Annotated in this window: 20 protein-coding genes; 10 read left to right on the top strand and 10 right to left on the bottom strand. The window is 66.7% G+C overall.

Features of this window, described 5'->3' with window-relative positions; all coding sequences use genetic code 11:
* Positions 1-398: 398 nt before the first annotated feature.
* From AC1DXX_RS03275 to AC1DXX_RS03250, 6 genes are all read right to left on the bottom strand, one after another.
* A complete protein-coding gene (locus AC1DXX_RS03275) occupies positions 399-782 on the bottom strand; it encodes a hypothetical protein (RefSeq protein ID WP_478132723.1) in 384 nt (127 codons plus the stop codon).
* Between the two features lie 156 nt (positions 783-938).
* Positions 939-1,289: a hypothetical protein gene (locus AC1DXX_RS03270; protein ID WP_478132722.1), complete on the bottom strand. Its 351-nt coding sequence runs from the start codon at positions 1,287-1,289 to the stop codon at positions 939-941.
* A gap of 297 nt (positions 1,290-1,586) precedes the next feature.
* Positions 1,587-1,844, bottom strand: a complete 258-nt coding sequence (locus AC1DXX_RS03265) for a hypothetical protein (RefSeq protein ID WP_478132721.1) — start codon at positions 1,842-1,844, stop codon at positions 1,587-1,589.
* A gap of 19 nt (positions 1,845-1,863) precedes the next feature.
* On the bottom strand, positions 1,864-2,628 hold the full coding sequence (locus AC1DXX_RS03260; protein WP_478132720.1) for an SDR family NAD(P)-dependent oxidoreductase: 765 nt from the start codon (positions 2,626-2,628) through the stop codon (positions 1,864-1,866).
* 58 nt (positions 2,629-2,686) lie between these two features.
* Positions 2,687-3,157, bottom strand: a complete 471-nt coding sequence (locus AC1DXX_RS03255; RefSeq protein WP_478132719.1) for a hypothetical protein — start codon at positions 3,155-3,157, stop codon at positions 2,687-2,689.
* Entirely contained in the window at positions 3,154-3,924 is a 771-nt protein-coding gene (locus AC1DXX_RS03250; RefSeq protein WP_478132718.1) for a Crp/Fnr family transcriptional regulator, read from the bottom strand. The genes AC1DXX_RS03255 and AC1DXX_RS03250 overlap by 4 nt, the downstream gene beginning before the upstream one ends.
* A gap of 84 nt (positions 3,925-4,008) precedes the next feature.
* On the opposite strand from AC1DXX_RS03250, the gene AC1DXX_RS03245 reads away from it, so the two are divergent.
* From AC1DXX_RS03245 to AC1DXX_RS03215, 7 genes are all read left to right on the top strand, one after another.
* On the top strand, positions 4,009-5,964 hold the full coding sequence (locus AC1DXX_RS03245; RefSeq protein WP_478132717.1) for an AMP-binding protein: 1,956 nt from the start codon (positions 4,009-4,011) through the stop codon (positions 5,962-5,964).
* Positions 5,961-6,755 (top strand): ABC transporter ATP-binding protein, encoded by a 795-nt coding sequence (locus tag AC1DXX_RS03240; protein ID WP_478132716.1) that lies wholly within the window; start codon positions 5,961-5,963, stop codon positions 6,753-6,755. The genes AC1DXX_RS03245 and AC1DXX_RS03240 overlap by 4 nt, the downstream gene beginning before the upstream one ends.
* Positions 6,755-7,684 carry a branched-chain amino acid ABC transporter permease gene (locus tag AC1DXX_RS03235; protein WP_478132715.1) on the top strand — a complete coding sequence of 310 codons (930 nt, stop codon included), beginning with the start codon at positions 6,755-6,757 and terminating at the stop codon, positions 7,682-7,684. The genes AC1DXX_RS03240 and AC1DXX_RS03235 overlap by 1 nt, the downstream gene beginning before the upstream one ends.
* Positions 7,685-7,686: 2 nt before the next feature.
* Positions 7,687-8,763, top strand: coding sequence for a branched-chain amino acid ABC transporter permease (locus tag AC1DXX_RS03230; protein WP_478132714.1), 1,077 nt, complete (start codon positions 7,687-7,689; stop codon positions 8,761-8,763).
* A 55-nt stretch (positions 8,764-8,818) separates the two neighbouring features.
* Positions 8,819-10,144, top strand: coding sequence for an ABC transporter substrate-binding protein (locus AC1DXX_RS03225; RefSeq protein WP_478132713.1), 1,326 nt, complete (start codon positions 8,819-8,821; stop codon positions 10,142-10,144).
* A 124-nt stretch (positions 10,145-10,268) separates the two neighbouring features.
* Positions 10,269-11,081, top strand: a complete 813-nt coding sequence (locus AC1DXX_RS03220) for an ABC transporter ATP-binding protein (protein WP_478132712.1) — start codon at positions 10,269-10,271, stop codon at positions 11,079-11,081.
* 340 nt (positions 11,082-11,421) lie between these two features.
* Positions 11,422-12,669, top strand: a complete 1,248-nt coding sequence (locus AC1DXX_RS03215) for a phenylacetate--CoA ligase family protein (RefSeq protein WP_478132711.1) — start codon at positions 11,422-11,424, stop codon at positions 12,667-12,669.
* An 18-nt stretch (positions 12,670-12,687) separates the two neighbouring features.
* Here AC1DXX_RS03215 and AC1DXX_RS03210 read toward each other — a convergent pair whose 3' ends face one another.
* Positions 12,688-13,803, bottom strand: a complete 1,116-nt coding sequence (locus tag AC1DXX_RS03210) for a citrate synthase/methylcitrate synthase (RefSeq protein WP_478132710.1) — start codon at positions 13,801-13,803, stop codon at positions 12,688-12,690.
* Between the two features lie 64 nt (positions 13,804-13,867).
* Between AC1DXX_RS03210 and AC1DXX_RS03205 the strand changes: the two genes are divergently transcribed.
* A complete protein-coding gene (locus AC1DXX_RS03205) occupies positions 13,868-15,055 on the top strand; it encodes a citrate synthase (RefSeq protein ID WP_478132709.1) in 1,188 nt (395 codons plus the stop codon).
* Positions 15,056-15,078: 23 nt separating this feature from the next.
* On the opposite strand, the gene AC1DXX_RS03200 is transcribed toward AC1DXX_RS03205, so the two are convergent.
* The gene (locus tag AC1DXX_RS03200) at positions 15,079-16,263 is read right to left on the bottom strand and encodes a M48 family metalloprotease (RefSeq protein ID WP_478132708.1); all 1,185 of its coding nucleotides are present in this window, start codon (positions 16,261-16,263) and stop codon (positions 15,079-15,081) included.
* Between the two features lie 203 nt (positions 16,264-16,466).
* Here AC1DXX_RS03200 and AC1DXX_RS03195 point away from each other — a divergent pair, with 203 nt between their 5' ends.
* Entirely contained in the window at positions 16,467-17,441 is a 975-nt protein-coding gene (locus AC1DXX_RS03195; protein ID WP_478132707.1) for a tripartite tricarboxylate transporter substrate-binding protein, read from the top strand.
* Between the two features lie 89 nt (positions 17,442-17,530).
* Here AC1DXX_RS03195 and AC1DXX_RS03190 read toward each other — a convergent pair whose 3' ends face one another.
* A complete protein-coding gene (locus AC1DXX_RS03190; RefSeq protein WP_478132706.1) occupies positions 17,531-19,645 on the bottom strand; it encodes a carboxypeptidase-like regulatory domain-containing protein in 2,115 nt (704 codons plus the stop codon).
* A gap of 191 nt (positions 19,646-19,836) precedes the next feature.
* Between AC1DXX_RS03190 and AC1DXX_RS03185 the strand changes: the two genes are divergently transcribed.
* Positions 19,837-20,823: a helix-turn-helix transcriptional regulator gene (locus AC1DXX_RS03185; protein ID WP_478132705.1), complete on the top strand. Its 987-nt coding sequence runs from the start codon at positions 19,837-19,839 to the stop codon at positions 20,821-20,823.
* A gap of 258 nt (positions 20,824-21,081) precedes the next feature.
* Here AC1DXX_RS03185 and AC1DXX_RS03180 read toward each other — a convergent pair whose 3' ends face one another.
* Positions 21,082-23,190 carry a PQQ-dependent dehydrogenase, methanol/ethanol family gene (locus tag AC1DXX_RS03180; protein ID WP_478132704.1) on the bottom strand — a complete coding sequence of 703 codons (2,109 nt, stop codon included), beginning with the start codon at positions 23,188-23,190 and terminating at the stop codon, positions 21,082-21,084.
* Positions 23,191-23,202: the final 12 nt, after the last annotated feature.

Below are 23,202 nucleotides of genomic sequence, written 5' to 3'. Positions count from 1 at the left end.
GTACAACCTCAAGCGGGTGATGCGGATTCTGGGGATGGCGAAGACGATGAAGGCGATGCAGCTGGTGGGGGCGTGAGCCTCTTAAATGCAGCCTTGCCGACATGCGGCGCTCCAGTGCACATCAAACGCAGTCATTCTCGACAGACCGCCTACTGGCTGCCTATTGAGGCCCACCAAGGCATCGACAGCATGAGAGTTCGGCATACTTGCGCGACGAGGGCGTTTCCACACAGCCTCGGCCGACTGTAGCCGGTCGCACTACCGTCGCGAAGGGACCCATTTTGATAGTCAGCGTCTGCGCAAGGCGTCGTTCTGGGGACCTTGGTCAGCCTCCTCGTAGCCCTCTGCAGCACAGATAGCCTATCGTCCTAACGAGCAGGGATCGATTCTGGCCACCTCTATTCGAGAACCTTGTCGAATTCGATCTGAATTCCTGTCGCCGTCGATTCGCTTGTGAGGCGTTCGACCTCGAAGTCGGGGAACAGCCCCAAATCCCACTCGAGAGCCCCACCAAGAAACTGCTTCTCAAGCCTGCTCGGGTCGAAGCGTTCGCAACCGTTGAGAAAACGCTTTAGCTTGAGGTAGCTTTTGGCAGCGTTGGCTCTCTCCCCAACCAGAAACTTCCCGGCGAACCAATCTTGCTTGGGAAACCCGGAGATGTCAGGAAGGTAGTGGCAGTGAACCGCCATCTCGGAGCCGCAGCCTTCACATATCCATATCTCCAGCGCACTGAGCTCAACGGGCCTTTCGAAATCGACGCCGCCACATTGCGAACATTTCATAGTTGGCTTTCTATTCAGGGCTCGTGTGGGGTGTCGACTTGGCCGCATTGTGCCGCCGCAGCGAACGACTGGTTGTAGCCGAATTTTGCCCGTGACGGCGAGTGGTTGTGGCCGTTGCTCGTCGATGGTTGACCAGTGCGGCTTCTCCTTTCTCGCTCAGTCCCACCAGCAGTAGAGCGGATTGCCGCAGACGCCATAGGCTCCAAGGCTGTCCGCATCTGATCCCCAGAAACAGTAGTACTCGACCTCGTCGGGCTCGAAGACCAGCCAGTAACCTTCCGACCTCGCAAGCAGGTATCCAGTAATCTTGGTCCCGAGTTCGCGATGAGAAAACCCAGGTCCGACGACGATGGCAGACACCTTCTCGGCGGCGGTGGCATGGGCTCGAATGCTCGACCGAAGCTTCTCAAAATACGTCGCCTCATCCTCACCCTTGGGCACGATGATCCCAGACGTGTCGGCCAGCGCGGCCTCAAGGTTTTCCCAGTATGGATTGGCTTGGTTCATGACTTTTTGCTGACTCTACCCAACGTCCGATCATTGCGAAAAGCCGCCTGTTAGCAAAACTGAGGGGCGTGACGAGAGCCCGCTCTTGGCCGTACTCCAACTTCCTAAGATTCGCTCATGTACGGCCAGCGTACTGTGCTTGCCGCCAATCCAAGTAGCTCAGGCTGTAGTACCCACCCTTATCAAGATGGACGCAAATAGGCGCCATCCGCAAGAGCCGTGTGTATGCGAGGGCCGCAACCCTCACCCTAGCCCTCTCCCCAAGGGGAGAGGGGACAAGTCAGCGACGCGTACGCTTCAGTCCGGCACGAACTTGGTGTTGAAGATGTCGACGTCCGTGTCGAGCTCGAAGGTCACCACCTGCCCCATCTTCCCGTCGCTGAGCCGGCAGGCGGAGAACAGGCTGTAGCGCCCCTTGAAGTAGAACTCGTCCATCACGATCAGTGCGTACGGATACGGCACGAAGACCTGGTGTTCGAAGATGACGCGGTGCACGTTCCTCGGCGACGGAAAGAGCTTGTAGTCGTTGGTGTCGATCGACTTTGCGGTGGCCATGGCGTGCGTGTCCTTCGTTTCAGGCAGGGTCGCGCACGTCGGCCACCGGATGGCTGCCGAAGTCCGCGCGCGCCAGGTACTTGAGCACCTTGGCGGCCGCGGCGGCGGGGCTGTCGAGCCGGCCTTCTTCCTTCATGCTCACGAAGCGCGTGCGGTCCGGAAAATTTTCGGCCGATGCGGCGCGCAGCTGCACCTGCATGTCGGTGTCGACAATGCCGGGTGCGAGCGAGACGGTGCGCGCACCGTTCGGTGCCGCCGCCTCCTCGAGCGCGACAGCACGCGAGAAGTGGTCCATGCCGGCCTTGGCCGCGCAGTAGGGCGCCTGGCTGCCCATCGCGTTGCGGCCCAGGCCCGAGGAGATGTTCAGCACCTTGCGCGCGCCGCGCCATTCGCGGGTGGCGCCCAGCACGGCGGCGGTCAGCAGCATGGGCGCCTCGAGGCCGATGCGCAGGGCCAGCGACAGCTCGGCACCCACGGCGCTGGCCAGCGGCGCGGGGTTGCCCACGGTGCCAGCGTTGTTGATCAAGGTCACGCTGTCGAAACGCTGCGGGTCGATGGTCTTGAGCCACGCCGACACACGTGCCGATGCGGCGACCGGGTCGGACAGGTCCTGCTCCCATTGCGTGAGTTCGGCACCGGCCGCCTTGGCCAACTCGGCCAGTTGCGGGTCCTGCTTGCGCGAGATGCCGAGCACCACATGGCCAGCTTGCAGCAGCTGTTCGGCCATGGCACGGCCCAGGCCGCGCGAGGCACCGGTGATCAGGGTGAGGTGGGAAGCGGTCATCGGGAAAACTTTCTTGAACGAAGGCGGGGAGATTAAGGGGTATCGAAAGCCTCGCGGCTCAGCCGGGACGGAATTGTTTTCGAAGGAAAGCCCGATGGCGCGCGATGTGCTGCAGCTGCGCCGGTGCGATGGTGYCGCCGAGGTCAACTTCATCGGCGCCATTGAGCACCGCGTTGGCATGCGTCATCGCACGCGCGACGACTTCTTCTTCGCTGACACCGGCCTGCGCCGCGAGGTCGAGCGCCACGCGCCGCATGGCGCGCTGCGAGAGCATCCACATCGCGCCGAAGCGGTCCCACGCCAGGGCTGCCTCTTCGGACTTCTCGCGATCGGCAAGGATCTCGCTGAGCGGCTTGGCCAGGATGCCGTTGAGGGCGTCGATCTTCTCGGTCAGCGCCTCGTTGCGCTCGATGGCTTCCTGCAGCGTCGGGCCGGTGTCTTCGGTCTTCGCCTTCGGTGCCTCGGGCGGCGGGATGAAGGCCGTTTCCGCATCCGCGGGAACGATCTGGAGCTGGTCTTTGAGGGTCATGCTTTTTCCGTTTCCGGTGAGGTGTTCTTCTTGTTCGACATCGCGGTCGCGCGCAGGCCCGGCAGGTCGAGCACGCGCAGCCCACCGTACTCCACCCGGATCAACCCCTGCGCCGACAGGCCGTTGAGCGCCTCGTTCACGCGCTGGCGCGAGAGGCCGACCAGGTAGGCCAGCTCCTGCTGCGTGATGCGCAGCACCTCGCCCACGCCGGGGTAGAGCACCGGGTTGAACAGCGAGACGAGGTTGCGTGCCACGCGCGCGTCGGGGTTGTTGAGCCGGTCGATCTCCAGCGCCGCGATGAACTGGCCGAGCCGTTCGTTGAGCTGGTTCATCACGAAGCGGTTGAAGCCGATGGAGTGGTCCAGCAGCCAGTGGAAGCTCTCGATCGGCAGCCCTGCCACCACGCTGCGCCGCAGCGCCTGGATGTTGTAGCGGTAAGGCTCGCGCTTCATCACCGTGCCTTCGCCGAACCAGCCGCCGGGCGGCACGCCCGTGTAGGTGACCGAGCCGCCGTCGGCGTTGTCGTTGCTCATCTTGAGCAGGCCCTCGACCACGCCGAACCAGTAGGTGGGCGAGCGTCCGACGCGGCAGACCAGGTCGCCGGGCTCGGCTTCGCCCACCACCAGCGCGGCTTCGGCGCGGCGGCGCTCGGTGGGCGTGAGCGTGGGCAGCCAGGGGATGCCACCGAGCTCGGCGGCATTGGCGGGACGCACGCGGTCCTTGATCGAACCGCCGAGCACGCTGTGGGTGGGATGGCCGTAAGGCATCGGGAAACTCCGGGGAGTAGTGTCCCTAGGATTGTCGTTGGAACGACACCCGGGCGTCAAAGTGAGACCTACGATCCGCCCACTGTGCAAACAACCGCCCCCACCTTCCCCCGTCTGCTGCTCGCGCACGCCCAGGCCCAGCCCGAGTCGCCCGCCGTGCGCGAGAAAGACCTCGGCATCTGGCAAACCTGGACCTGGAACGCCGTGGCGCAGGAGGTGCGCGAAATGGCCTGCGGCCTCGCGAGCCTCGGCTTCAAGGCCTTCGACAACCTCGCGATCGTCGGTGCCAACCGGCCGCACCTGTACATGGCGGTGGTCGCCGCGCAGAGCCTGCGCGGCGTGCCGGTGCCGCTCTACCAGGACGCGGTGGCCAGCGAGATGGTCTTCATGCTGCAGGACGCGGCCGTCGAGTTCGTGATCGTCGAAGACCAGGAGCAGGTCGACAAGCTGCTCGAGTGCCGCGAGCTCCAGACGGGCAAGCAGCCCAGCATCCGCCACATCATCTACGACGACCCCAAGGGCCTGCGCCACTACGACCAGCCCGGGCTCATGAGCTACGAGCAGCTGCGCGAGCTGGGCCGGGCCTTCGACAAGGCGAACGTCGGCCACTACGACCGCGCCGTGGCGAGCGGCGAGGCCACCGATGTCGGCGTGATCCTCTACACCTCGGGCACCACAGGCCGCCCCAAGGGCGTGTGCCAGACGCATGCGAGCTTCATCGCGGCGGGCCGCGGCGGCGTCGAGACCGACAAGCTCGGCCCCGGCGACAACATCATGAGCTACCTGCCGATGGCGTGGGTGGGCGACCACCTGTTCTCGGTGGCGCAATGGCTGGTGGGCGGCTTCACGCTCAACTGCCCCGAGTCGTCCGAGACGGTGATGAACGACATGCGCGAGATCGGGCCGAGCTACTACTTCGGCCCGCCGCGCACCTTCGAAGGGCTGCTCACGGCCGTATCGATCCGCATGGAAGACGCGGCCGCGCCCAAGCGCTGGCTGTACGCGAAGTTCATGGCACTGGCGCAGCGCGTGGGCGCGGACATCCTGAACGGCGCGACGGTGAGCACGGGCGACCGGTTGATGTACGGCCTGGGCAACCTGCTGATCTACGGACCGCTGCGCAACGTGCTGGGCATGAGCCGCATCCGCGTGGCCTACACGGCCGGCGCGGCCATCGGCCCCGACCTGTTCCGCTTCTACCGCTCCATCGGCGTGAACCTGAAGCAGTTCTACGGCCAGACCGAAACCTGCGCCTACGTGTGCCTGCAGCAGGACGGCAAGGTCAAGCTGCAGACGGTCGGCACCGCGGCACCGGGCATCGAACTGAAGATCGCGGACGACGGCGAAGTGCTGGTGCGCGGCGTGTCGGTGCTCAAGGAGTACTACAAGCGCCCCGACGCCACCGCCGAGGTGCTGGACGCCAACGGCTACTTCCATACCGGCGATGCCGGCGTGCTGGACAGCGAAGGCCACCTGCGCATCATCGACCGCGCGAAGGACGTGGGCCGGCTCGTGAGCGGCGCGATCTTCGCGCCCAACTACATCGAGAACAAGCTCAAGTTCTTCCCGCAGATCAAGGAAGCCGTGTGCTTCGGCAACGGGCGCGACGAGGTCTGCGCGGCCATCAACATCGACTTCGAGGCCGTGGGCAACTGGGCCGAACGGCGCGGCCTGGCCTACGGCGGCTACGTCGACCTGGCCGGCAAGCCCGAGGTGCTGGAACTCATCGCCGAGTGCATCGCCAAGGTCAATGCCGACCTCGCGTCCGAGGACGGCATGGGCGAGACGCAGATCGCGCGCTTCCTGGTGCTGCACAAGGAGCTCGACCCCGACGACGACGAGCTCACCCGCACGCGCAAGGTGCGCCGCGGCTTCATCGCCGAGAAATACGCGGTGCTGGTCAGTGCGCTCTACGGCGGCAAGACCGAGCAGTACATCGAGACCCAGGTCAAGTTCGAGGACGGGCGCACCGGCGTGGTCAACGCCACGCTGAAGATCGTCGAGGCCAGGACCTTCCCCATCGTGAAGGCGGCGGCATGAGCAGCAACAGCAGCAGAAAAATCGGCGACGTCGTCCTCGACGTGCAGAACATCTCCCTGAGCTTCGGCGGCGTGAAGGCGCTCACCGACATCAGCTTCGACGTGCGCGAGCACGAGGTGCGGGCCATCATCGGCCCCAACGGCGCGGGCAAGAGCTCGATGCTGAACTGCATCAACGGCGTCTACTGGCCGCAGCAGGGCTCCATCACCTTCCGCGGCCACACCTTCAAGCACATGAACTCGCGCCAGGTGGCCGAGATGGGCGTGGCGCGCACCTTCCAGAACCTGGCGCTCTTCAAGGGCATGAGCGTGCTCGACAACATCATGACGGGGCGCAACCTGCGCATGAAGTCCAACATCTTCCAGCAGGCGATCCGCTGGGGCGCGGCCGAGCGCGAGGAAACCAGGCACCGCGAGTTCGTCGAACGGATCATCGATTTCCTGGAGATCCAGGCGCATCGCAAGACACCGGTGGGCCAGCTCCCCTATGGCCTGCAGAAGCGCGTCGACCTGGGCCGTGCGCTCGCGATGGAGCCGCAGGTGCTGCTGCTCGACGAGCCGATGGCCGGCATGAACGTGGAGGAGAAGCAGGACATGAGCCGTTTCATCCTCGATGTGAACGACGAATTCGGCAGCACCATCGTGCTGATCGAGCACGACATGGGCGTGGTCATGGACATCTCGGACCGCGTGGTGGTGCTCGACTACGGCAAGAAGATCGGCGACGGCACGCCCGACGAAGTGCGCAGCAACGAAAACGTGATCCGTGCCTACCTCGGGGTCGAACACTGATGGCCTTCTTTCTCGAAACCCTCTTCGGCGGCCTCATGGTGGGCATGCTGTATTCGCTGGTGGCGCTCGGCTTCGTGCTGATCTTCAAGGCCTCGGGCGTGTTCAATTTCGCGCAGGGCGCGATGGTGCTGTTCGCCGCGCTCGCGATGGCGCGCTTCGCCGAGTGGATCCCGATGTGGACCGGCATCGACAACCGCTGGTTCGCCAACGGCGCGGCCTTCGCCATGGCGGGCCTGGTGATGTTCGCGGTGGCATGGCTGGTGGAGCGGCTCGTGCTGCGCCATCTGGTGAACCAGGAAGGCGCGACGCTGCTGATGGCCACGCTCGGCATCGCCTACTTCCTCGACGGCGCGGGCCAGACCCTGTTCGGCAGCAACATCTACAAGATCGACATCGGCATGCCGAAGGACCCGATCTTCCTGCTCGGCTCGGTGTTCGAGGGCGGCATCCTGATCAACAAGGAAGACCTCTACGCCGCCGCGATCGCGGCCGCGCTGGTGGCGCTGCTCTCGCTGTTCTTCCAGAAGACCGGCACCGGCCGCGCGCTGCGCGCGGTGGCCGACGACCACCAGGCCGCGCAGTCGATCGGCATTCCGCTCACGCGCATCTGGGTCATCGTCTGGTGCGTGGCCGGGGTCGTGGCGCTCGTGGCCGGAATGATCTGGGGCAGCAAGCTGGGCGTGCAGTTCTCGCTCACCACGGTGGCGCTGCGTGCGCTGCCGGTGGTGATCCTCGGGGGCCTCACCTCGGTGCCGGGCGCCATCATCGGCGGACTGATCATCGGCGTCGGCGAGAAGCTGTCGGAGGTGTACCTGGGCCCGTACGTGGGCGGCGGCATCGAGATCTGGTTCGCCTACGTGCTGGCGCTGGTGTTCCTGCTGTTCCGGCCGCAAGGATTGTTTGGCGAAAAAATCATCGATCGGGTCTGAACATGTTCTACAGAGAAAACGGCCAGTTCAAGACCAGCTACCGCGCCGACCAGCAGGTCTTCCCGATCCTGCAGGACCGCGTGGCGATCGGCCTGGTGCTGATCTTCGCGTTCGCGGTCGTGCCCTTCCTGGCCAGCGACTACCTGATGCGGGCGATCCTGATTCCCTTCGTGATCATCTCGCTGGCGGCGCTCGGCGTGAACGTGCTGGTGGGCTACTGCGGGCAGATCTCGCTGGGCTCGGGCGCCTTCATGGCGGTAGGAGCCTACGGGGCCTACAACTTCTTCGTGCGCTTCCCGGGGCTGCCGCTGATTCCCGCGCTGATCCTGGGCGGCCTGTGCGCGACGCTGTTCGGCATCCTGTTCGGACTGCCCAGCCTGCGCGTCAAGGGCCTCTACCTCGCGGTCGCGACGCTGGCCGCGCAGTTCTTCAGCGACTGGATGTTCCTGCGCATCAAGTGGTTCACGCTCGACACGCCCTCGGGCTCGGTGTCGGTGTCGAATCTGCAGGTCTTCGGCTGGCCGATCGAGAGCGCCGCGAGCAAGTACCTGCTCTGCCTGGCGGTGCTGGTGGTGGTCGCCGTGCTGACCAAGAACCTGGTGCGCGGCGCCATCGGCCGCGAGTGGATGGCCATCCGCGACATGGACGTGGCGGCCGCGGTGATCGGCATCCGTCCGATGTACGCCAAGCTCAGCGCCTTCGCGGTCAGCTCGTTCATCATCGGCGTGGCCGGCGCGCTGTGGGCCTTTGTCTACCTCGGCGCCTGGGAACCGGCGGCGTTCTCGGTCGACCAGTCGTTCCGCCTGCTCTTCATGGTGATCATCGGCGGGCTCGGCTCGATCACGGGGGCCTTCTTCGGTGCGGCCTTCATCACCGTGCTGCCGATCGTGCTGAACCAGGCGCTGCCGGTCATCGCCGGCTGGTTCGGCGCACAGATCTCGACTGTCGGCATCGCGCATGCCGAGCTGATGATCTTCGGCGGCCTCATCGTGTGGTTCCTGATCGTCGAGCCACACGGGCTGGCCAAGCTGTGGTCGACGGGCAAGCAGAAGCTGCGCCTGTGGCCCTTCCCTCATTGAAGACAGCAATGCTTTTTTCGAGCGTGACTTTCCCATACAAAACCAGGAGACAACCATGAAGCTGAAATCACTCGCACTCGCCGTGGCCATCGCATCCGCGCTGGCGGGCGCGGCCCCTGCGTTCGCGCAGGCCAATGAGCAGTTCATCCCCGTGCTGTCGTACCGCACCGGCGCCTACGCGCCGAACGGAACGCCCTGGGCCAACGGCTATGTCGACTATCTCAAGCTGGTGAACGCGCGTGGCGGCATCAACGGCGTGAAGCTCTCCTTCGAGGAATGCGAGACCGGCTACGACACGGCGCGCAGCGTGGAGTGCTACGAGCGCCTGAAGGGCAAGAACGGCGGCGCCTCCCTGGTGCAGCCGCTGTCCACCGGCGCCACCTTCGCCATCACAGAGAAGGCCCCCGTCGACAAGATCCCCGTGGTGACCGTGGGCTACGGCCGCAGCGAAAGCGCCGACGGCACGGTGTTCAAGTGGAACTTCCCGATCGCCGGCACCTACTGGGTAGCGGCCGACGCGATCATCCAGGCCATCGCCAAGAAGGAAGGCGGCCTCGACAAGCTCAAGGGCAAGAAGATCGCCCTGATCTATCACGACAGCCCGTACGGCAAGGAGCCGATCCCGCTGCTGCAGGAACGCGCGAAGATGCACGGCTTCGACCTGCAGCTGCTGCCGGTGACGGCGCCCGGCGTCGAGCAGAAGGCCACCTGGCTGCAGGTGCGCCAGGCCCGGCCCGATTTCGTGCTGCTGTGGGGCTGGGGCGTGATGAACTCCACCGCGATCAAGGAAGCGCAGGCCACCGGCTTCGCCCGCGAAAAGATGTACGGCGTGTGGTGGGCCGGCGCCGAACCCGACGTGAAGGACGTGGGCGACGGCGCCAAGGGCTACAACGCCGTGACCATGCAGCACGGTGCCGAGCCGCAGTCGAAGCTCGTGAAGGACGTGCTCGCCATGCTGCACGACAAGAACCAGGGCACCGGCCCGAAGGACGAAGTGGGACAGGTGCTCTACATGCGCGGCGCCATGAGCGCGATGCTCGGCGTGGAGGGCATCCGCGCCGCGCAGGATCGCTTCGGCAAGGGCAAGGTCATGACGGGCGAGCAGGTGCGCTGGGGGCTGGAAAACCTCAACCTCACGCAAGCCAAGCTCGACGGCCTGGGCTTTGCCGGCGTGATGCGCCCGATCAGCACCTCGTGCACCGACCACATGGGCGCGGCCTGGGCGCGCATCCACACCTGGGACGGCAAGGCGTGGAAGTTCACGTCCGACTGGCTGCAGGCCGACGAGCAGATCATCAAGCCGCTCGTGAAGTCGACCGCGGCCAAGTACGCGGCCGAGAAGAAGCTCACGGCGCGCACGCCGGCCGACTGCCAGAGCTAGGCTCACCCCCAGTCTTCGCGCACTTCGTGTCGCTTCGCCAACCCCCTTGCAGGGGGCAACACCAGCGGCCCGGCAAAGCCGGTTCCGCGGTGTTTCCCGAAAAGAGAGTGAAAGCCGCAGTTCCATGAACCCGACCCAAACAGTTCTCAACGTCAACGGCATCGAGGTCATCTACAACCACGTGATCCTCGTGCTCAAGGGCGTCTCGCTCGTGGTGCCCGAGGGCGGCATCGTGGCGCTGCTGGGTGGCAACGGCGCCGGCAAGACGACCACGCTGCGCGCCGTGAGCAACCTGCTCGCGGGCGAACGCGGCGCTGTGACCAAGGGCACCATCGAACTGCGCGGCGAGCGCATCGAGGCGCTGTCGCCCTCCGAACTGGTCAAGCGCGGCCTGATCCAGGTGATGGAAGGCCGGCACTGCTTCGCCCACCTGACCATCGAGGAGAACCTGATGACCGGCGCCTACACGCGCACCGACGGCAAGGCCGCGGTGCTGCAGACGCTGGAGAAGGTGTACACGTACTTCCCGCGCCTGAAGACGCGGCGCACTTCGCAGGCCGCCTACACCTCGGGCGGCGAACAGCAGATGTGCGCCATCGGCCGCGCGCTGATGGCCAATCCGACCATGGTGCTGCTCGACGAGCCCTCGATGGGCCTGGCGCCGCAGATCGTCGAGGAGGTGTTCGAGATCGTGAAAGACCTCAACACCAAGGAACGCGTGACCTTCCTGCTCGCCGAGCAGAACACCAACATGGCGCTGCGCTATGCCGACTACGGCTACATCCTGGAGAACGGCCGCATCGTGATGGACGGCGAAGCCAAGAGCCTGCGCGAGAACGAGGACGTGAAGGAGTTCTACCTCGGCGTCGGCGGTGCGGATCGCAAGAGCTTCCGCGACGTCAAAAGCTACAAGCGTCGTAAGAGGTGGCTGGCTTGACTTCAGGGCGCGATCACGCCGACGGTGTGCTCTGCTCCGCGAATGTCCCCCGGCGCGGCCTAGGGCCGCAGGCCTCCTCCTTTATTTCGCTGCGCAGAGCACACCGCCAGCGTGATCGCTCAGAGCACTTGTTGATCGGCTCGCACAAGCGCTGCGCCCATCGTGCGCAGGGCATCGGGTGCTCCCCGCAGCGAAATAAAGGAGGAGGGGGCGCAGCCCCCGGGGGACATTCGCGGAGGGGAGTACCCGGTGGCCTGTGCACGCGCCCTGAACAACAGCGCCCCGAACGTTCCCACACCAGCGTGGTGGAAAACCGAACTGAAAGATGAAGGGTACGGACATGACCGACCACTACGACAAGCTTGAAATCCGCGACCCCGCCGAACGCGAGCGCGACCTGCTGGCCGCGCTGCCGAAGCAGATCACGCAGGCGCAGACCGCGGCGCCCGCATTCGCCAAGATTCTCGACGGCGTCAAACCCGCCGACATCACGACGCGCGAAGCGCTCGCGAAGCTGCCTGTCACGCGCAAGTCCGAACTGCTCGACCTGCAGAAACAGCGCCGCGCCGACGACCCCTTCGGCGGCTTTGCGTCGATCGTGCGCGGCCCGCGCATGCCGCGCGTGTTCGCAAGCCCCGGCACCATCTACGAACCCGAAGGCGAAGCCCGTGACTACTGGCGCACGGCGCGCGCGCTGCATGCCGCCGGCTTTCGCACCGGCGATCTCATTCACAACAGCTTCAGCTACCACATGACGCCGGCCGGCTCGATCATGGAGAGCGGCGCGCACGCCCTGGGCTGCACCGTGTTCGCGGGCGGCACCGGCCAGACCGAACAGCAGCTCGAAGCCATCGCCGACCTGAAGCCCGAAGGCTATGCGGGCACGCCGAGTTTCCTGAAGATCCTGCTGGAAAAAGCCGAGGAAAAAGGACAGAAGCTGCCCTCGCTCACCAAGGCCCTCGTTTCCGGCGAGGCCTTTCCGCCCAGCCTGCACGACTGGATCGCCGCGCACGGCGTGAAGGGCACGCAGTGCTACGCCACCGCCGACCTTGGCTTGATCGCCTACGAGACCAGCGCACGCGAAGGCCTGGTGATCGACGAAGGCGTGCTGGTCGAGATCGTGCGCCCCGGCACCAACGATCCGGTGCCCGACGGCGAGGTGGGCGAGATCGTCGTCACCAGCTTCAACCCCGACTACCCGCTGGTGCGCTTCGGCACCGGCGACCTCTCGGCCGTGCTCGCAGGCACCTGCCCCACGGGCCGCACCAACAAGCGCATCAAGGGCTGGCTCGGCCGCGCCGACCAGACCACCAAGGTGCGCGGCATGTTCGTGCACCCTTCGCAGGTGGCGGAGATCGCGCGGCGCTTTCCCGAGATCCAGCGCGCGCGCCTCGTGGTGTCGGGCGAAATGGGCGACGACCAGATGACCTTCAAGCTCGAATGCGCCGGCGCACCGGTCGGGCTCGATGCGCGCATTGCCGATGCGGTGCGCGAAGTGACCAAGCTGCGCGGCACCATCGAGTTGGTGGCGCCGGGCAGCTTGCCGAACGACGGCAAAGTGATCGAGGACGCGCGCAGCTACAAGTAGCGGCGCGGGGCGCGGCGCTCAGTGCGCGAGCGCGGCCTCGGCCTCTTCGGGTGCAGGCCCCACGTACACCGATTGCGGCCGGATCAGCCGCCCCTTCTTCACCTGCTCGCGCGCATGCGCCACCCATCCGCTCACGCGGCCGGCCGCGAACACGCAGGTGAAGCTCTCGCGGCCGAAGCCCAGTGCTTCGAGCAGCAGTGCGGTGTAGAACTCCACATTGGTCTCGAGCGCGCGGTCGGGCTTCTTCTCGCGCAGGATCGCCAGCGCGGCCTGCTCGGCCGCTTCCGCCAGTTCGAAACGCGCGGCGTTGACGCTGCCTTCGCTGCTCAGCCGGCGCAGCGCGCCCTTGAGCGCATCGGCGCGCGAATCTCGCACGCGGTAGATGCGGTGGCCGAAGCCCATCAGGCGCTGGCCGCTGGCCACGGCAGCTTCGAGCCACGTGCGCGCATTGGCCGCGGTGCCGATGGCGTCGAGCGCATCGAGCACGGGGCCGGGCGCACCGCCGTGCAGCGGGCCCTTGAGCGCGCTGATGCCGGCGAGCACCGCTGACGCAAGCCCCGCACCGGTCGAAGCCACCACGCGCGCGGCGAAGGTCGATGCATTGAGGCCGTGGTCGCACACGGTGACGAGGTAGGTGTCGAGCGCGGCGGTCTGCGCCGCCGTGGGCGCGCGGCCATGCAGCATGCGCAGCATGTCGGCGGCCTGCGGCAAGGCTTCATCGGGTGCGAGGGCCTGCACGCCCAGGCGCCAGCGCATCACGGCGGCGGTGTAGACCGCGGGCGCAGCAACCAGGCGCAGCGCGGTGGCCAGGTCGTCGCCGTCGGGCAGCCGTGCCAGCAGGGCGCGCACCGCTTCGATGGGCGGCAGCCTGCGCAGCACCGCGTCGTCGTTGGGCTGCAGGCGCTCGAAGGCTTCGCGGCGGGCGCGGCCGAGCGCGGTGCGCAGGGCGGAGGCATTCGGCAATGTGTCGAAGAAGCCCTGGAACAGCAGCCCCACCACGTCTTCATAACACCAGCGCTGCGCAATCTCGTCGAGCTGGTGGCCGCGGATCACCAGCCGCCCGGCGGCGCCATCCACCTCGGACAACACCGTGTGTGCGGCCACCACGCCTTCGAGGCCGTCATCGTCATTCATCGCTCTTTGCTCCTGGGTTTCCACGATGGCATTGATTCTGGCGACGCTAATATTGACGTCAATCTTGATCTATTCCATCAACATGACGAAGGCACCGCTCTGGCTCCCCGCCACCGAGGCACTGGCCCTGATGCAGGTCCGGCCGCAGACGCTCTACGCCAGCGTGAGCCGCGGCCGCATCCGCGCCAAACCCGATGCGTCGGACCCGCGCCGCAGCCTCTATCACCGCGACGATGTGCAGCGCATCGCGGCGCGCACGCGCGGACGGCGCAGCAGCGAGACGGTCGCGAGCGAGGCGATCCAGTGGGGCGAGCCAGTACTGGCATCTGCCGTGTCCACGGTGGCCGAAGGGCGGCTCTGGTACCGCGGGCAGGATGCGTGCGTGCTGGCGGCGCATGCAACGCTGGAAGAAGCCGCGGGACTGTTGTGGGAGAGCGCGCCGCCGCACTTCATCACGGCCGCTGCGCCCGTACCCACGCACCCCGAGGGCGCCACGCCGTTGCAGGCGGGCCTGCTCGCACTCGCGGCACGCGCCGCGACCGATCCGCCCTCGCGCGGCCGTTCGCGCAGCGTGCTGCAGGCCGAAGCCGCGGAGGTGATCGGCACGCTGGCCGATGCGCTGCTCGGTCCCTCGCCTTCGCGCACGTCGCCCTTGCACATGCGGCTCGCCGCGGCGTGGCGCCGTCCGCGCGCAGCCGACGTGCTGCGGCGCGCGCTGGTGCTGCTGGCCGACCACGAGCTCAACGCGTCGACCTTCGCGGCGCGCGTGACGGCATCGACCGGCGCCTCGCTCGCGGCGTGCCTGCTCACGGGACTGTCCACGCTGACCGGGCCGTTGCACGGCGGCGCCGCGGCAGCGGTTCAGGCGCTGGTGCGCAGCGCCGACGCGATGGGCAGCGAAGCCGCCGTGCGCGAATGGCTCGGGCACGACCGTCCGCTCGCGGCCTTCGGCCATCCGCTGTACCCCCATGGCGACGCGCGTTGCGCCGCCCTGCTCGCCGTCATTGCGCTGCCGCCCGCATTCGCGTCACTGCGCGCCGCCGGCGAAAAACTGCTGGGCGAAGCCGCGAACATCGACTTCGCGTTGGCCGCGCTGGCGGCCGTGCACAAGCTGCCGGCGGATGCGCCGCTGGCACTGTTCGCGCTGGCGCGCACCGTCGGCTGGACGGCCCATGCGCTCGAACAGCAGGCCACGGGGCAGTTGATACGGCCGCGCGCGCGGTACGCGGGGCCGCCCCCGGTGCGGGGATAGCGAGCGGCTGGGCCGGGTGGCCGCTACTTGCGGCAGGTGACCGGCAGGGCCTTTTCCGGCAGGTCGTCGCGGGCCACGCAGTGCCAGGCGATGCCGTCGTCGGTGGCCGAGGGCTCCATGCGCAGCGTGCCCTTGGAGGTATTCACCTCCACCACCATCGTGTCGGAATCGAGCGTCAGGGCCGATCCGTCGGGCAGTGTTTCGGGTGCACCGGCGGCCGTGAGGGAATCGGGAATCTCTTCCTTCTCCTTGTAGTGGTTGCCGAGCGCTTCGCGAACCGGCGCGGCCTCCGACCAGGCCCGCGAGACGATGGTGCGCGACTGGTAGTCCTGGTAGGCCGGAATGCCCACCGCAGCCAGCACGCCGATGACGGCCACCACGACCAGCAGCGCCAGCGCGCCGCCCCCGGCACGCCCGGTGTAGGGCACGAAGATCGCAAGCACGTAGGCCACCGGGTTGCGGCTCGGCAGCCTGGCCGCCGGGTCGATGGTGCGCGCCACGCGCTTGGTGAGCCAGGGGTAGCCGGCGATCAGCTCGTGGAACGAGGCCCAGAAGCCGCTGTTGCCGGCCGATTGGTCGGCATAGCGCTGCAGGTCGACATGGCGCCATTGCTGCGCGCCGGCGGCCAGCGCCACGAGCGCGCGGGGTGCGGAGTCGGGCTGCTCGCAGCAGGCGGCGCCGTGCAGGTCGCAGGTGTACTCCTGCGCCCGCGAGTAGGCGGCGCCGAGCAGCGGCAGCCAGAGCACCGGGGCGCGCCAGATATGGCCCGTGAGGTGGCCGCGCCGGATGTGGCCCAGCTCGTGGCCGATGTAGAAGTTGATGCCGTCGGGCTGGGCTTCCATGGCGTCGACCACGTCGGACAGCAGCACGACGAAGTTGCGGCCGAAGAAACGGGTGGCAAAGGCATTGAAGATGCCGTCGCCGTGCAGCAGGTAGGCCTCGGGCGGGTGCTCGATGCCGAGGTAGCCGCAGCAGGCCTGGAAGCGTGCATGCAGCTCGGGCAGCTGGGTGGGCGAAAGCTTGACCGCCGTGCCCTTGATCCAGGCAATGACGGCCGACTGTGCGAACACGTAGGCGATGAAGCCGAGCAGCACGTAGACGAGTGCGATGCCCAGGGTGCCGAGCACCAGCAGCGCCCAGATCAGCACGCCGAGCGCGAGCGTGATGTTGCCGAGCCAGCGCTCGCGCGGGTAGACCCACGGATCCATTGGAAATTCCTCCTCGATGCGGCCCCTGGGGCCTGCGGTGTTGTGGTTGTTTTTCGCGCCTCCCGGCGCGATCTGCGAGCGCCGATCATGCCCCAGGAAAGGGCGGATTTCGGCACGCGGCTAAGGGCTATTCGGTATACGTCAGGTGGCGGTCAGCCTATAAGATCGCGGCCGTTTTCAAACTCAATCGTCCCGGAGACTCCATGAAGAAATTGCTTGCCCTTGCGGCGCTCGCCGCTGCCGCCGTCGGCGTCCACGCCCAGGATTTCCCCGCAGGCAAGACCGTCACGCTGGTGGTGCCTTTCTCTGCCGGTGGCCCGACCGACCGCGTCGCGCGCGACCTGGCCGAAGCCCTGCAGAAGACACTCGGCACCACGATCGTGGTGGACAACACCGCCGGCGCCGGCAGCTCCATCGGCACCGCCAAGGTGGCCCGTGCCGCACCCGACGGCTACACGCTGCTGCTGAACCACATCGGCATGTCGACGATGCCGGCGCTCTACCGCAAGCTGCCGTTCAACGTCGAGACCGACTTCGAATACCTCGGCATGGTCAATGAAGTGCCGATGACGCTGATCGGCAAGCCCGGCCTGCCCGCCAACAACTACAAGGAACTGACGGCCTGGATCGCCGCCAACAAGGGCAAGATCAACCTGGGCAACGCCGGCCTGGGCGCCGCGTCGCACCTGTGCGGCCTGCTGTTCCAGAGCGCGCTCAAGGTCGAGATGACGCCGGTTCCCTACAAGGGCACCGCACCGGCCATCGCCGACCTGCTGGGCGGCCAGATCGACCTGCTGTGCGACCAGACCACCAATACCACGTCGCAGATCGAGGCCAAGAAGGTCAAGGCCTATGCCGTGACCACCAGCAAGCGTCTGACCACGCCGGCCCTGAAAGACCTGCCGACGCTGGCCGAATCGGGCCTGAAGGACTTCGAAGTCACGATCTGGCACGGCGTGTACGCCCCCAAGGGCACGCCGGCGCCGGTGCTGAAGAAGCTCAACGAAGCCGTCAAGGCTGCAATGAAGGACCCGGGCTTCATCAAGCGTGAAGAAGCGCTGGGCGCGGTGATCACGACCGACAAGCGCACCGAGCCGGCCGAGCACAAGAAGTTCGTTGCGGCCGAGATCGCCAAGTGGGGCCCGATCATCAAGGCAGCCGGCGTGTACGCCGACTGATACCTTCCCCCTGCTCTGAAAAATAGCCGCCGGCCCTCGGGACCGGCGGCTTTTTTCATGGCGGTGACAGCAAGGCAGATCAGGGCAGATCAGGGCAGCGTGACCGTCCACGCCTCGAAGCTCTTGCGGACGTCGACCTGGCGCGCGGTGCGTGCCGTGAAGGCGAAGGTGCTGATCGAGGCATCCTGGGCGTATTGCCAGCTGTTGTTGTTGGCCGGTACGCAGTGCGCGTCCGAAGGGCTCACAGGCTGGCAGTAGACCATCGCCTTGCGGGCCATGCTGCGCACGGTGACGGTCTCGTTGAAGCGCGCGCCGCCGCCGGGGGCCCTGCCGAAGACGCTGAACGCGGTGGGCGCGAGTGCGCCGTTGGGCACTACCCAGGCGTCGAGGTCGCCTTCGGCGCTGAAGTCGACGTTGTTCGCCTCGGCACCGCTCGGGTCCACGGCCCCGAAGACGATCCCGCGCGCGCTGCCCTGGCTGCCCGAGAGCAGTTCGGCGCGCATGGCGGGCACAAGCTCGACCATCGGCGTCTGCACGGCTTCGGCGATGGTGGGCACGCGGGAGAAAGTGCGCACGTACTGGACCACGTTCGGCGTTGCGCCGTCCGCGCGGAAGAACTCCAGCTTCCACACCGTCTGGTCCGCGATCTTGCGGAGCTGCTCGTCGGTGTACGGCGGGGTGGCGAAGAGGTTGGCGTTCTCGAAGTCGCTCGGGCTGCCGGGCTGGGCCGGGTCCAGGTAGCGTGCGGACATGCGCCAGACCGGCGAGTTCAGGGCCGAACCGGCGGTGCCGTCCGGGGTGAGCACGAGCGAGTTCAAGCCGGTCCTCGGCACCAGAACCAGTTCCGTGCCCGGCAGCGAAGCGGTCGTCGCCACCACCTTCGAAAGGATCGGGTCGCCGTTGCCGTCGCGCACGTTGTCGATCGAGAGGGTGTAGCCGACCGAGTGGAAGACCAGATTCTGGTGCTTCAGGTAGTCCTTCTTGTCGAGCTGCGGCCGCACGAAGGCGCGGTAGGTGTTGCCGTTGCCGGTGAGCTTCAGTGCGCCGTCCACGATCTTCGCGTTGAACACGTCGTTGTCGGTGTTGCCCAGAGCGTCGGTCCAGCGGTAGGTCAGCGCGATGTCGCGGTTCGCGTAGAAATATTCGAAGTTGCCGCGGTCGTGCTTCAGGTGGGTGGGGCCGGCGCGAAAGAGGCTCTCGAAGCTCCGGCGCTGGCCGCTCACGCGGCCGATGGGTGCGCCGGCCGACACGAAGCTGGCCGGGTCATCGCCCACGAACAGCGTGCGGCAGGCGGGCGCGACCACGTTGGCGGCGCTGCCGAAGGCGTTGCCGTCCGATTCGAGCGGGCTGTCGACGCGCTCGGTGAGCGGCAGCGCATAGCAGGCGTTGATGCGGTCGAGCAGCGCCTGCACCATCGCCGGCGTCGGCGGCTGCACCAGGGCTGCGGTGTCGAGCGCAGGCAGGGGTGCGATGGTGGCATCGCCGCTGCGGAACACGATGGACACCGGCGCGCTCTCGTCCCCGGTCGGCAGCGCCTTGACGGTGATCTCGATGTTGGAGGCCGTGCCGTCCGGGCGCACCGACACGTTGATCGAGTCCAGCACGCGGTCCTGGCCGGTGCCGTTGGCCTGGAATTCGCCGCTCATCGGGTCGATGCTCAGGTTGAGCGCGGTCAAGAGCGGCTGCAGCGCGGCAACGAGCTTCGCCACCTGGTCGCCGATCGACCCGGCGGTGACGGCGCCGGCGTCGGCCCGGATCGCGGCCGCCAGCTTCGACGGGTCGCCGTTGGGCGAGAGCTGCGCCACGATGATGGTGGTCAGCGGCGTCACGTTGGTCGTGCCGGTCGCGGTGCTGGCGGTGGTGCTGTAGAGCGTCAGGTCGTCGCGCACGGCCTGGATGACCAGCGGCGCCTTGGTGCCGGCGGGCAGCGTGCAGCTGTAGGTGCCTTCAGTCGTGGTGGTCACTTCGCAGACCTTGGCGCCGGTCTGGTCGAACACCGTGAGCACGGCGCCAGCGAACGCAGCGCCGGTGGCCACCGTGCCGCTCAGCGTGGTAGCCGCAGGCTGTTCGCCGCCGCCGATCGAGATGGGCGGCAGGCCGCCGAAGCCACCTCCGCCGCCGCCCCCGCCACCTCCGCATGCGCCGAGCAGCGCAAGGGTCATGACGGACAAGGCACATGGAATTTTCTGGATGTAGGGGTGCATGTCTGGGCTCTTCGAAAAAGGGTTGGCCTCGCGCAACTGGAGGTTCCGCAAACAATAGCTTTCAGTTTTTCGAAAACAAATGATGCAAATGCACCATTCTTGAAACGCCTCGACGGGTTACCGTCCGGTCACCGGAAATCACCGGGACATGGGATGGCGCATTTCGCGGATGCAGGAGAAAACGGCTTTCGATGAAAAAACCGGCTGCATTTGAGGACTTCAGCACGCTGCTGCTGCAGCTCTACCGGCTCTCGCACGAGCTGCCGATCGTCGCGTTCCAGGACGCCGCGCTCGACCTCATCAAGCCGGTGCTGCCTTTCGACTCATCGATGTGGGGCACGGCCACCACGGCTGCGGAGGGCATCGACGTGCGCACGCTGCACCTGCACGAGAAGGCGCCGGAAATGATGCTCGAGTACGAGCATCACAAGCACCTCGACTCCGCCGCGGCGAGCCTCTTCGGCAAGGCACACGACACGGGGGGCTTCAACTCGGCGAGCTGGTTCGGCGCGCAGAAGGAAGCGCCGCTCCTGGATTTTTTGCGGCGCTACGAACAGAACAACATCTTCATCACGGTGGCCAGCGACCCGCGGTCCAACTTCCTGCAGTGGGTCTCGCTGTTCCGCACCGATCCCGAGGCGCATTGCAAGCCCGAGGAAGAGCACCTGCTGGCCAGCCTGTCGCCGCACCTCATGCAGGCGCTGGCGCTCAACCGCGTGATGCACCTGGACCGGACGCTCGCGCCGGCCTCTGGCACGCAGCCCCGCGGCGCAGCCATCGCCGACCTGAAAGGCGCGATCTATCACTGCGACGTGAGCTTCGTCGCGCTGATGCAGGAAGAATTCGCGAGCTGGCCGCGCCAGGTGCTGCCGCAGCCGCTGCTGGAGCATTTCATGACGGTGCAGTCCGCCTACCTGGGCCGGCATGTCGCGATGTCGTACCGGCTCGAACAGCGCCTGCTGTTCCTGAGCATCCGCAAGCGCTGCCGCGCCGACAGCCTCACGCCGCGCGAGCACACGGTGGCCGAGCTGCTGGCACGCGGCGACACGCACAAGGACATCGCGGCCATCCTGAACCGCTCGCCGGCCACCGTGCGCAACCACATCCAGGCGATCTACGACAAGCTGGAGGTGGGCAACGTGGCCGGGCTGATCCACGAACTGCGGCTCGCGGGCTGAACGGTCGCTGTCTATTTGGGACTGTGTTGAAGCGCCGCTGCAGGGAGCACACCGCCGACATGAGCGCTGTGCAGAGCGGTCGTTGATCAGCAAAGCACCCAGAGCGTGCCCAGGTGCAAATGGCATCGGGTGCTCCCCGCAGCGAAATAAAGGAGGAGCGAAGCGGGGGACATTCGCGGAGGGGAGTACCCGGTGTCATTCGCACATGCCCCGAATTTCTCCTGCCCCTGCACGCAGCACCGCAACCCCCTCAGACCTTTACTTCGGCCGGATCGCGTCCGCCGTCCCCTGGATGAAGGCCTTGATGCTCTCGATGTCCTCGCCCGAGAGCTTGCCCGTGAAGTCGGGCATGCCGCGCGCCGTGGCCGGTCCGTTGAGCACGAACTTGTCGAGGTTCTGGATGTAGGCCGGATCCATGTAGCCGAGGTTCGGGATGTTGCCGCCGCGGTCCACGCCCGGCACGCCGTGGCAGAACACGCAGTTGCTCACATAGAGCATGGTGCCGGCCTGGACCTTGGCGGGGTCGTATTTCACGCCCTGCACCAGCTTGTCCATGCGGTACTGCACGAAGTCCGGCATCTTGGCCGCGCCGCCGACCGCGAAGGTGTAGACCGTGCCCGGGCCCTGCCGTTCGGTGGCGCGCTGCGCGAGGCCGTAGACGCCGCCCCAGCCCACGGCCACCGAGACGTACTGCTTGCCGTCGACCACGTAGGTGGCAGGCGCCGCGACCACGCCGGTGCCCGTGGGCGTTTCCCACAGCTTCTCGCCGGTCTTCGCGTTGTAGGCCACGAGGCGGCCGTCGGCCGTGCCCTGGAACACGAGGTTGCCGGCGGTGGTGAGCGTGCCGCCGTTCCACGGCGATGCGTAGTCGACGCCCCAGGCTTCCTTCTGCGCCACCGGGTCCCACGCGACCAGCCGGCCGAAAGGTTTGCCCTTGGGCGGCTCGACGTTGGCGAACATGCCGGTGTTCCAGCCCAGCGCGGCATGCGGGCGGCCCGGCGCGTTCTGGTCGAACTTCCAGTCCTTGTCGTCCATCAGGTTGATCGGCACGTTCTGCGCGGGCAGGTAGGCCAGGCCGGTCTGCGGGTTGAACGACATCGGGTGCCAGTTGTGCGCGCCGAAGGGGCCGGGAATGCTGTCGCCGGGCTTGTCGTTCTGGCGGGCGGCCGCGATCTCGATGGGCCGGCCATTCTTGTCGTAGCCGGTGGCCCAGTTCACCTCGACGAAATTCTTCGCCGAGATGAACCTGCCGTTGGTGCGGTCGATGACGAAGAAGAAACCGTTCTTCGGCGCATGCAGCAGCACCTTGCGCGCCTTGCCGCCGAGCTTGACGTTGGCCAGGATCATCGACTGGGTGGAGGTGTAGTCCCAGTTGTCGCCGGGCGTCTCCTGGTAGTGCCACACGTACTTGCCGGTGTCGGGGTTGAGCGCGACCACCGAGCCGAGGTAGAGGTTGTCGCCGCCCTTGGGGCTGCGCGCCTTGTGTGCCCAGGGCGAGCCGTTGCCGGTGCCCACGTACATCAGGTTGAGCTCGGGGTCGAAGGCAAAGCTGTCCCAGGCGGTGCCGCCGCCGCCAGCTTCCCAGTACTTGCCCGACGGGTCCCAGGTCTTGGCGGCGCGCGCCATCGATTCGTCCTCGAAGGGCTTGGCCGGGTCGCCGGGCACCACGAACCAGCGCCACTTCTGGTCGCCGGTCTTCGCGTCGTAGGCCGTGACGTAGCCGCGCACGCCGTACTCGGCGCCGCCGTTGCCGATGATGACCTTGCCCTTGAAGACGCGCGGCGCGCCGGTGATGGTGTAGCTGCCCTTCTGGCCCTCGATGGTGTTCTTCTCCCAGACCTTCTGGCCCGTGGCCGCGTCGAGCGCGATCAGGCGGCCGTCGTAGGCGGCCACGTAGACCTTGCCTTCGTACAGTGCCACGCCGCGGTTCACCACGTCGCAGCAGCCCTTGAAGCCTTTCGATTTGTCGACCTGCGGATCGAAGGTCCAGAGCTTCTGCCCGGTGCGCGTGTCGATGGCATGCACCACGCTCCACGAGGCCGTGACATACATGATGCCGTCGACCACCAGCGGCGTGGCTTCCACGCCGCGCGTCGATTCGAGGTTGTACGACCAGACCAGCCCGAGCTGCTTCACGTTGCCGGCATTCACCTGGTCGAGTTTGCTGAAACGCGACTCGGCGTAGTCGAGGCCGATGCTGGGCCAGTCGGGTGTTTTCTGCGCCGCGTTGGCGCGCACGAAGTTGCCATCGACCTTCTTCGCGGCCGCAGCGGCGCGATCCTGTGAACCCTGGGCCATGGCCGTCGATGCGCCCAGGCACAACAATGCGCCGGCCAGCATGCGCAGCCCGGTGGTGATTTTTTTCATCGCAGGTCTCCT

This window comes from Variovorax sp. P4_B10, from assembly GCF_056402375.1.
The sequence above is the reverse complement of the archived record's forward strand: the minus strand, read 5'-3'. Positions and strand labels throughout refer to the sequence as shown.

Bases quoted from the DNA above. Each gene is read 5' to 3' on its own strand.
- AC1DXX_RS03180 (WP_478132704.1), bottom strand. From the start codon at position 23,190: ATGAAAAAAATCACCACCGGGCTGCGCATGCTGGCCGGCGCATTGTTG.
- AC1DXX_RS03225 (WP_478132713.1), top strand. From the start codon at position 8,819: ATGAAGCTGAAATCACTCGCACTCGCCGTGGCCATCGCATCCGCGCTG.
- AC1DXX_RS03210 (WP_478132710.1), bottom strand. From the start codon at position 13,803: ATGAATGACGATGACGGCCTCGAAGGCGTGGTGGCCGCACACACGGTG.
- AC1DXX_RS03275 (WP_478132723.1), bottom strand. From the start codon at position 782: ATGAAATGTTCGCAATGTGGCGGCGTCGATTTCGAAAGGCCCGTTGAG.
- AC1DXX_RS03185 (WP_478132705.1), top strand. From the start codon at position 19,837: ATGAAAAAACCGGCTGCATTTGAGGACTTCAGCACGCTGCTGCTGCAG.
- AC1DXX_RS03270 (WP_478132722.1), bottom strand. From the start codon at position 1,289: ATGAACCAAGCCAATCCATACTGGGAAAACCTTGAGGCCGCGCTGGCC.
- AC1DXX_RS03220 (WP_478132712.1), top strand. From the start codon at position 10,269: ATGAACCCGACCCAAACAGTTCTCAACGTCAACGGCATCGAGGTCATC.
- AC1DXX_RS03200 (WP_478132708.1), bottom strand. From the start codon at position 16,263: ATGGATCCGTGGGTCTACCCGCGCGAGCGCTGGCTCGGCAACATCACG.
- AC1DXX_RS03235 (WP_478132715.1), top strand. From the start codon at position 6,755: ATGGCCTTCTTTCTCGAAACCCTCTTCGGCGGCCTCATGGTGGGCATG.
- AC1DXX_RS03215 (WP_478132711.1), top strand. From the start codon at position 11,422: ATGACCGACCACTACGACAAGCTTGAAATCCGCGACCCCGCCGAACGC.
- AC1DXX_RS03250 (WP_478132718.1), bottom strand. From the start codon at position 3,924: ATGCCTTACGGCCATCCCACCCACAGCGTGCTCGGCGGTTCGATCAAG.
- AC1DXX_RS03265 (WP_478132721.1), bottom strand. From the start codon at position 1,844: ATGGCCACCGCAAAGTCGATCGACACCAACGACTACAAGCTCTTTCCG.
- AC1DXX_RS03195 (WP_478132707.1), top strand. From the start codon at position 16,467: ATGAAGAAATTGCTTGCCCTTGCGGCGCTCGCCGCTGCCGCCGTCGGC.
- AC1DXX_RS03260 (WP_478132720.1), bottom strand. From the start codon at position 2,628: ATGACCGCTTCCCACCTCACCCTGATCACCGGTGCCTCGCGCGGCCTG.
- AC1DXX_RS03190 (WP_478132706.1), bottom strand. From the start codon at position 19,645: ATGCACCCCTACATCCAGAAAATTCCATGTGCCTTGTCCGTCATGACC.
- AC1DXX_RS03240 (WP_478132716.1), top strand. From the start codon at position 5,961: ATGAGCAGCAACAGCAGCAGAAAAATCGGCGACGTCGTCCTCGACGTG.
- AC1DXX_RS03230 (WP_478132714.1), top strand. From the start codon at position 7,687: ATGTTCTACAGAGAAAACGGCCAGTTCAAGACCAGCTACCGCGCCGAC.